This is a genomic window from Variovorax sp. P1_H12_2, assembly GCF_056405335.1.
On the sequence record NZ_JBFUCI010000260.1, the window covers coordinates 1 to 9,121 of the forward strand.

The 9,121-nt window shown below is 67.5% G+C and carries 9 protein-coding genes; 6 read left to right on the plus strand and 3 right to left on the minus strand.

The genetic code is table 11. The features are described from left to right. A partial coding sequence (locus AC1D2K_RS22715) for an AMP-binding protein (protein WP_478091175.1) occupies positions 1-1,322 on the minus strand: 1,322 nt, incomplete at its 3' end. 244 nt (positions 1,323-1,566) lie between these two features. Continuing rightward, positions 1,567-3,369 (minus strand): carboxylesterase/lipase family protein, encoded by a 1,803-nt coding sequence (locus tag AC1D2K_RS22720; RefSeq protein ID WP_478091176.1) that lies wholly within the window; start codon positions 3,367-3,369, stop codon positions 1,567-1,569. A gap of 233 nt (positions 3,370-3,602) precedes the next feature. On the opposite strand from AC1D2K_RS22720, the gene AC1D2K_RS22725 reads away from it, so the two are divergent. From AC1D2K_RS22725 to AC1D2K_RS22750, 6 genes are all read left to right on the plus strand, one after another. After that, entirely contained in the window at positions 3,603-4,601 is a 999-nt protein-coding gene (locus tag AC1D2K_RS22725; protein WP_478091184.1) for an AraC family transcriptional regulator, read from the plus strand. A 70-nt stretch (positions 4,602-4,671) separates the two neighbouring features. Then, positions 4,672-6,153, plus strand: a complete 1,482-nt coding sequence (locus AC1D2K_RS22730) for a protein adenylyltransferase SelO (RefSeq protein ID WP_478091177.1) — start codon at positions 4,672-4,674, stop codon at positions 6,151-6,153. Next, positions 6,150-6,569, plus strand: a complete 420-nt coding sequence (gene msrB, locus AC1D2K_RS22735; protein ID WP_478091178.1) for a peptide-methionine (R)-S-oxide reductase MsrB — start codon at positions 6,150-6,152, stop codon at positions 6,567-6,569. The genes AC1D2K_RS22730 and msrB overlap by 4 nt, the downstream gene beginning before the upstream one ends. 8 nt (positions 6,570-6,577) lie before the next feature. After that, positions 6,578-7,117, plus strand: a complete 540-nt coding sequence (locus tag AC1D2K_RS22740; protein WP_478091179.1) for a septation protein A — start codon at positions 6,578-6,580, stop codon at positions 7,115-7,117. Next, complete coding sequence (locus tag AC1D2K_RS22745; RefSeq protein WP_478091180.1) at positions 7,114-7,377, plus strand: BolA family protein; 264 nt, start codon at positions 7,114-7,116, stop codon at positions 7,375-7,377. The genes AC1D2K_RS22740 and AC1D2K_RS22745 overlap by 4 nt, the downstream gene beginning before the upstream one ends. Before the next feature lie 54 nt (positions 7,378-7,431). After that, the gene (locus tag AC1D2K_RS22750) at positions 7,432-8,217 is read left to right on the plus strand and encodes a foldase protein PrsA (RefSeq protein WP_478091181.1); all 786 of its coding nucleotides are present in this window, start codon (positions 7,432-7,434) and stop codon (positions 8,215-8,217) included. Positions 8,218-8,387: 170 nt separating this feature from the next. On the opposite strand, the gene AC1D2K_RS22755 is transcribed toward AC1D2K_RS22750, so the two are convergent. Continuing rightward, the coding region (locus AC1D2K_RS22755) for a fimbrial biogenesis chaperone (protein WP_478091183.1) at positions 8,388-9,121 on the minus strand (734 nt) is incomplete at its 5' end.

Below are 9,121 nucleotides of genomic sequence, written 5' to 3' on the forward strand. Positions count from 1 at the left end.
TCCTTGCTGCGGTCGGTGATCTGCAGGAAGCCGTCGGCATCGATGGTGGCAACGTCGCCGGTCGGGAACCAGCCGCGGCCCTGCGCATCGGGAACCAGAGGGTCACCGCCCTCGGCCTTGAAGTACTCCTTGACCACCCATGGCCCCTTGACCAGCAGGTCGCCAGGGGCCTTGCCGTCCCAGGGCAGCTCCTCGCCGTTGCCGTCGACGATCTTCATGTCGACGCCGAAGATCGCGCGGCCCTGCTTCATGCGGATCGCGGTCTGCTCCTCGGGCGTCTGCACGAGGTGCTTGTTCTTGAGGGTGCACAAGGTGCCCAGCGGCGACATCTCGGTCATGCCCCAGGCATGCAGGACGTCCACGCCGTAGTGCTGCTGGAAGGCGTCGATCATGGCCGGCGGGCAGGCCGAGCCGCCGATCACGGTGCGCTTCAGGGTCGAGAACTTCAGGCCGTTGGCCTGCAGGTGCCCCAACAGCATCTGCCAGACGGTGGGCACGCCGGCGGCAAAAGTGACCTTCTCGGCTTCGATCAGCTCGTAGACCGATTTGCCGTCGAGCGCCGGCCCCGGAAACACCAGCTTGGCGCCGACCAGCGCGGCCGAATACGGAATACCCCAGGCGTTGACGTGGAACATCGGCACCACCGGCAGCACCGAGTCGCGCGCCGAGATGCACATGACGTCCGGCAAGGCCGCGGCATAGGCGTGCAGCAGCGTCGAGCGGTGGCTGTAGAGCGCGGCCTTGGGGTTGCCCGTGGTGCCGCTCGTGTAGCACATGCTGGAGGCCGAGTTCTCGTCGAAGCTCGGCCATGGGTACACCTCGGAGCGCTGTCCCATCCAGGTCTCGTAGCTCACCAGGTTGGGCACGCCGCTATCCGCCGGCAGCTTGTCGGCATCGCACAGTGCAATCCATTTTCGGATCGTGGTGCACTTGGCGTGGACCGCCTGCACCAGCGGCAGGAACGAGAGGTCGAAGCACAGGATCTGGTCTTCGGCATGGTTGGCGATCCAGGCGACCTGGTCCGGGTGCAGGCGCGGATTGATCGTGTGCAGCACACGCCCGCTGCCGCTGACGCCGTAGTACAGCTCCAGGTGGCGATAGCCGTTCCAGGCCAGTGTCGCCACGCGGTCGCTGAACTGCAGCTTCTCGTCGTCCAGCGCATTGGCGACCTGTCGCGACCGCGCCGCGATCCGTCCCCACGTCGTGCGATGGAGATCCCCCTCGACCCGGCGCGAGACGATTTCGGCGTCGCCATGGTGGCGCTCCACGAATTCGATCAGCGACGAAATCAAAAGCGGTTGGTCTTGCATCAAACCCAGCATCTACAGGCTCCTTCAAATGGACTTCAATAATTTTGCGGACAACGACGATTCACGCAATCTTCGGCCCCGCGCACAATGACAGAAACCCGCACTGCGCCGCCCAGAAAGCCAAAAGCACTCGCGTGACCGCGGCGGATTCTGCTCCCGAACGCAAGCGCACCAGGAGCACCCGAAGGGAGCGATCGCGAAAGCTGCTGCTGGACGCAGCCCTCGAGACGCTGTCCCCACCGCGTCAGGCGTCGACTCACTGCGTCGTGATCTGCAATGCAGTCTGCGTGGCGTCGAACTTCAGCTTCGACGGCCAGGGCGCCCAGGTGGTGCCCAGCGCGCCGGTGTTCGGATCGCCGTTGCGCATGAAGGCGGCGATGCTCGACATCATGGCGTCCGACAACGCCACCCGGCCCGGCCGATTGGCCGCGCTGTTGGTCGCGTTCGAGAACAGCGACGGGCCGAAGTTGCCGAACACGAAGCCCAGGTCGAAGGCATGCGCGGCGCCATAGACCTCGTTCCACGGCGCCGGCTGCTGCGCCCAGTCGAACTGGTAGTGCCAGACGTTCGACTGCTGGGTCTTCATCGTGTCGAGCAGGTTGTTGCGGCTCGGCACCATGAAGGCATTGGTGATCCGCGCGGTCATGGCGTCGTAGCCCGAGACCGCCGTCGTCACCGGCAGGTAGACCGGATCGATGATGTCGGCGGAGGTCAGCGTGGGGGCCGCGTCCGGATTGAAGTTCTGCATCATCGTGAAGCGCGTCGCATCGTCGATCTTGAAACCGACCTTGGGGCCGCCGACGAGTGGCAGGAACGGCGTGAACAGCTTGCCCTCGTCGCGCGTCATACCCGTCACCGTCGGCACCTTCAGGTACTGGCCGGCCGCGATCGCCGCGATCGGATCGACCGGCAGCACCGCGCCGTCGGGAATCGGGCCGGAGCCCGTCAGGCCCTTGGCCAGCACCGTGGCGAGAATGGTCTTGCCGTCCTTGCCGCGCAGGTAGTCGGCCACCTGCGCGTTGCTCAGGCCGGCGGCGTAGGTCGCCGCGCCCGCCAGGTCGGCCGCCTTGCCGTCCGCCACCAGCAGGTTCCGCAGCAGGCCGTTGCCCTGCGCCAGGTAGGCCGAGGCCGGGTTCAGCGTCGGCAGGCTGCCGGCCGGCAGGTTGCTCGCCAGCGAGATGCCGCCCGACAGCGGCATCGCCTTGTGGAACAGGCCCTTGGCCATCGGCGAAGCCATCAGGGCCAGCAAATTGATCGCGCCGGCCGACTGTCCCATCACCGTGACATTGCCTGCATCGCCGCCGAAGCCCGCGATGTTCTTCTGGATGTAGCGCAGCGCCGCCAGGTTGTCGAGCAGCGCGAAGTTGCCGGAGTCGTCGCCCTCGCTGCCGCCGACGTGCAGTTGCGGCACATTCAGGAAGCCGAGCACGCCCAGGCGGTAATTGGCCGTGACGACCACCGCGTTGGCCTTCTTCGCCAGGTTCGCGCCGTCATAGACCGGGTCGGCGGTAAAGCCCGAGATGTTGCTGCCGCCGTGGATGAACAGCATCACAGGCAGCTTCTCGTCGGTCGTGGACGGACGCCAGATGTTGAGCGTCAGGCAGTCCTCGTTGCCCACCGGCGTGTTCAGCGTGGCGGCGATCGTGGCGTCATAGGTGTTGTTGGCGCCCGGGCCGTAGATGCGGCCGATCTGCAGGCAGGGATTGCCGAATTGCTTGGCCGGCCGCACGTCGGTCCAGGCTTCGGGCTCGGCCGGGGCGCGCCAGCGCAGCGCGCCGATCGGCGGCTGGGCGAACGGCAGGCCCTTCCACCACCAGGTGCCCGAGCGGGCACTGTCGTCGACGCCGCCGACCTTGCCCTGGGCGGTCTGGCGCAGCGTCGGCGGATCCTGCGCCGGCGTCTGCGGCACGGCCGCCACGGGCGGTGTGGCCGGGGGATTGCCATTGGCGGCCGCGGGCGGCGTCAGAGGGAAAGAGGGATCGGATGATCCGCCGCAGGCGGTGATCATGGCGCACAGTAGCACCATTCCCGCGCCCCATTTCCGGGCTGTCATGCTCATGTCTTGTCTCCTCATCGGGTTATTCGGAATGCCTTCTGCCAGGGCTGGCCTCGATACTTCGCTGGTTCTTCGCAGCCCTGGAAAATTCTAGGAACGACCCCTTCCATGCCTGCTATCGCAAGCGCGCCAAACCAGTGACTTCAGAAACGCAAACGCCCGATTTCCTGCACCCTGCCCCGCCGGTCGCCCCGACGCGCACCAGCTCGGGCTCCTGGCTGCGCGGCGTGCTCGACATGTTCGCGGCCGAGGGTCTGGACGTGCCGGCCCTGCTGCGCGACAGCGGCTTCGACGCTGCCAGGATCGATCGGCCCGAAGCCCGCTTCCCGGCCGACGAGATCAGCCAGCTCTGGCGGCTGGCCGTGACCCGCTCCGGCAAGTCGACGCTCGGACTGGCGCGCGAACTCGCCGCGCGCCATGGCAACTTCGACACGCTGGGCCACGCGTTGACCTGCAGCCCGAACCTGCTGGCCGGCCTCGAGCGCCTGGCGCGCTACCTGGCGGTGATCTCGGACGCCGCCACCTTCGAGCTCGAGGCCGATGCCCGCGGCCACTGGCTGGTGATCGGCCATGTCGGCAACCGCCAGCCGGTGCCGCGCCAGCGCGTCGAGTACGGAATGCTGACCATGCTGATGCTGTGCGGCTGRCTCACGCGGCGCGAACTGCGGCCGCTGGCGGCCGAATTCGTCTTCGCGCCGCCGCCCAGCGACGCGCCGCATCGCGCGGCTTTCGGCGCCCCGCTGCGCTTCGGCGCCGAGTCCAACCGGCTGCTGCTGGCCGGCGCCGACATGCGCGCGCCGATCCCCACGCAGCATCCGGCGCTGGCGGCCTTGCACGAGCGCCTGCTCGACGAGCAACTGACCCAGCTGGCCGACAGCACCATGAGCCGCCGGGTCTGCACCGAGATCATTCGCCGGCTCCCCGGCGGCGAGCCGCGCCGCCAGGATGTGGCGACCGGCCTCGGCGTCGCGGAGCGCACTTTGCAGCGCCGCCTGCAGGCCGAGTCGAGCTCCTACCAGGCCCTGCTCGACCACACCCGCCGCGAACTGGCGCAGAAGTACCTGGCCGACCGGCGCCACACCCTCACCGATGTCGCCGACCTGCTCGGCTTCGTCGACAGCAGCAACTTCTTTCGCGCCTGCAAGCGCTGGTTCGGACTGCCGCCGGCGCAGTACCGGGCGCAGTTGTGGGAGAGCGGCGAGGTGCCGGGGACGACGGTGCCGGCCGGACTCTGAGTTCCGCCTGCCAGGCATCGGGATGGCCCCTGCGGCCCGGGGTCTCGCCCGCTGCGGGACAATGCCCCCCATGAGCATGCTTGCAGACGAAGCGGACCTGGTCGACCTGGGTCTGCGCTGGGCCCCGGGCTTTTCGGCGCTGGGCCCCGCCTTCTACACCGAACTCCAGCCCCGCCCTTTGCCCGATCCCTATTGGGTCGGCCGCAGCGAGCACCTGGCGCGCGAGCTCGGCCTGGACGCCTCGTGGCTGCATTCCGACGAAGGACTGGCCGCCTTTACCGGCAATCTGCCAATCGCCGGCAGCCGCCCGCTGGCCAGCGTCTACAGCGGCCACCAGTTCGGCGTCTGGGCCGGCCAGCTCGGCGACGGCCGCGCCATCCTGCTCGGAGAAACCGCGGATGGGCAGGAAGTGCAGCTCAAGGGTTCCGGCCTGACGCCCTACTCCCGAATGGGCGACGGCCGCGCCGTGCTGCGCTCCAGCATTCGCGAGTTCCTCTGCAGCGAGGCGATGCACGGGCTGGGCATCCCGACCACGCGGGCCCTGTGCGTGACCGGCTCCGATGCCCGGGTGCGGCGCGAGGAGCTCGAAACCGCCGCGGTCGTGACGCGGGTCGCGCCCAGCTTCATCCGCTTCGGCCATTTCGAGCATTTCGCGGCCAACCAGCGCGACGACGAACTGCGCGCCCTGGCCGACTACGTCATCGACCGCTACTACCCGGCCTGCCGCACGACATCGCGCTTCAACGGCAACGCCTATGCCGCGCTGCTCGAGGCGGTCAGCGAGCGCACCGCCGTCCTGCTCGCACAATGGCAGGCCATCGGCTTCTGCCATGGCGTGATGAACACCGACAACATGAGCATCCTCGGCCTCACGATCGACTACGGGCCGTTCCAGTTCCTCGACGGCTTCGATCCGCGCCACGTCTGCAACCACAGCGACACGGCCGGCCGCTACGCCTTCAACCAGCAGCCCAACGTCGCCTACTGGAACCTGTTCTGCCTGGCGCAGGCGCTGCTGCCGCTGATCGGCGACCAGGAGGTCGCGGTCGCGGCGCTGGAGTCGTACAAGACCGTGTTCCCGAACGCCTTCGAAGCTCGCATGCGGAGCAAGCTCGGTCTCGCCGAGGCCGCCGACGGCGACCGGGCGCTGATCGAGGGCGTGCTCCAGCTGCTGGCGCAGGAGAAGGTCGACTACACGATCTTCTGGCGCCGGCTGTCCGACGCCGTGGCAGGCGACAATCCCGAGCCGGTGCGCGACCTGTTCATCGACCGCGCGGGCTTCGACGCCTGGCTGCAGGCGTACGCCGGGCGGCGTGCGGCAACGCCGGCCGCCGAGGCTGCCGGCCGGATGCTCGGGAGCAATCCCAAGTTCGTGTTGCGGAACCACCTGGCCCAGCAGGCGATCGAAGCGGCCCAGCAGAAGGACTTCGACGGCGTCGCCACCTTGCTGAGACTGCTCGAAGCCCCATTTGCAGACCACGCCGGCCACGACGACTTTGCCGGCTTCCCGCCCGACTGGGCCTCCACGATCGAAATCAGCTGTTCATCATGACTTCTCCCGTCCAGAAAACCGATGCCGAATGGAAAGCCCTGCTGGCCGAGAAGGGCGCCGAGCGCGGGGCCTTCGAGGTCACCCGGCATGCCGCCACCGAGCGCCCCTTCACCGGCAAGTACGAGGCCCACTGGGAAGACGGCAGCTACCATTGCATCTGCTGTGGCGCCAAGCTGTTCGAATCCGCCACCAAGTTCGATGCCGGCTGCGGCTGGCCCAGCTTCTCCCAGGAAGCGGTGCCCGGCGCGATCCGCAACATCGTCGACCGCACGCACGGCATGGTGCGCACCGAGAACGTCTGCGCCAATTGCGGCGCCCATCTGGGCCACGTGTTCCCCGACGGCCCGACCGAAACCGGATTGCGCTACTGCATGAACTCGGCCTCGCTGGATTTCCACAAGCGCGAGACCGACTGAACCCGACCATGAAACTCTTTCTCGACTTCTTCCCGATCCTGCTGTTCTTCGGCGCCTTCAAGTTCTACGACATCTACACGGCCACCGGCGTGCTGATGGCCGCGACCGCACTGCAGATGGCGATCACCTGGTTCATGGAGCGCCGCCTGCTGCCGATGCAGAAGGCCACGCTGGTGCTGATCCTGCTGTTCGGCTCGCTGACGCTGGTGCTGCACGACGACCGCTTCATCAAGTGGAAGCCGACCGTGCTCTATGGCGCCATGGCGATCGCGCTCGCGGTCGCGCTGTGGGGCTTCAAGAAGAACTTCCTCAAGATGCTGCTGGGTGCGCAGCTGGAGTTGCCGACCCCGGTCTGGGGCCGGCTCAATGTCGCCTGGATCGGCTACTGCCTTTTCATGGCGGTCCTCAACGGCTACGTCGCGGCCTACTTCACGACCGAGGCCTGGGTCAACTTCAAGCTCTGGGGCTACGTCTTCCCGATCGTGTTCCTGATCGCTCAGGGGCTCTACATCTCGCCCCATCTCAAGTCGGACAAGCCTGCAGCATGAGCCTTCCTACCGCCCGGGACCTGGAGCTGCGGCTGCGCGAGGTGCTGCAGYCGACCGAACTCGAAGTCATCGACGAGAGCGCCGCCCATGCCGGCCATGCGGGCGCCGGCGCCGAGGGCTACGGCACCCATTTCCGGGTCCGCATCGCCTCGCCGCTGTTCGCCGGCAAGCCCCGCGTGGCGCGCCATCGGCTTGTGTATGATGCGCTGCAACTTTTCATCGCACAGGGCCTCCACGCGCTTGCCATCGAGACGCTTTAAGGCGTCGAATCACCTCCCCCGCACGGTCGTGCGGCGAACCACACCCCTCCCCCTATGAAGACAAACATCCTGAAGGCCGTCGCGGTCGCCACCCTGGTCGGCGCCATTCCGTTCGCCGCCCTGGCGCAGAACGCCGCCATCGTGAATGGCAAGGCCGTGCCCAAGGCGCGCATGGACGTGCTGGCCCAGCAGCTGGCCGCGGCCGGCCGGCCGGTGACGCCCGAGATGCAGGGCCAGTTGCGCGAGGAAGTGATCGCGCGCGAGATCTTCATGCAGGAGGCGCAAAAGCAGGGCCTCGACGCCACCGACGACTACAAGAACCAGCTCGAACTCGCCCGCCAGGCGATCCTGATCCGCCAGCTGTTCGACAACTACCGCAAGACCAACGCGGTGACCGACGCCGACGTCCAGGCCGAGTACGACAAGTTCGTTGCCGCCAACAGCGGCAAGGAATTCAAGGCCCGCCACATCCTGGTCGAGACCGAGGACCAGGCCAACAAGATCCTGGCCGACCTCAAGAAGGGCGCCAAGTTCGAGGACATCGCGAAGAAGCAGAGCAAGGACCCGGGTTCGGGCGCCAACGGCGGCGACCTCGACTGGGCAGCGCCCGCGAGCTTCGTGCCCGAGTTCTCGGAAGCGATGATCAAGCTCAAGAAGGGCGAGACCACGGCCGCGCCGGTCAAGTCGCAGTTCGGCTACCACATCATCCGGGTCGACGACATCCGCCAGGCACAGCTGCCGAAAGTCGAAGAAGTCAAGCCGCAGATCACGCAGCAGCTGCAACAGCAGCGCCTGCAGAAGTACCAGGACGACCTGCGGGCGAAGGCCAAGGTCGAGTGATCGAGCCAGGCGAGACGCCTCGCCAGCAGACAAGAAAGCGGCCCGCGGGCCGCTTTCTTTTTGATCGCAGCAACGCCTGCCCTACGACTGAGGCTTCGAACCGGCGGAAGAGAACGCCCTTGGTTGCGCCTGGCGTCGGACCAAAAAGCGACGCCGCACGGGTCGCTTTTTCAGGGTGCGTTCGGGCGCCGCGCCGACTTGATCGACCGCGTCTGCACGATGGCGTTGCCCTCGTCGTCGATCAGCGTGAAGGCGATCTCCGCGTCTGCCTGCGCGTGGGCCGGCGGCTTGAGGTCCACGTCGAGGCTGCCGAAGGGGGCCACCATCAACGCCTCCACCTGTTCGGCCGCCGGCGCGTTCGCATACTGGACCGCGGCGATCGATGCGTAGTAGGGCGTCGGGTTGTCGATCTTGAGCGCGGGTCGACCGGGCTCGGCCTGAAGCGACAGCACGAGCTTGTCGGCCACCTCGCCAGCCGCCATCGGCAAGCCTTGGGGCCGCAGGAAGACCTTCATCTGGGTGCGGACCGCCACGGTCAGGGTCGCGCTGTCGGGCGGCAGATCGAGCGGCCTGGGCGGGATCTCGTAGAGGTTGAGCCAGAACAGCGACTCGCGATCCTTGGCCAGCGGCGCCCCCGTGTGGAGCAGCCGCAGGCTCAGCTGGTCGCCGGCGTTCATGCGGAAAATCGGCGGCAGCGGAATGACCGGCGCGGTGGAGTTCTCGGGCGCCGAGTTCAGCTCCCCATCGTCCACCCAGGCCTCGACCACCACCGGGTAGGTGTTGAGGTTGACGAGCTGCAGCGATTGCTCCCTCGAATCGGGCGGGAAGATCACGCGGGTCGACTCGGCCATCACGCCAGCCATCGCCTGGGCCGCGGCCAGCACAAGGACCGACACCAGAAGGC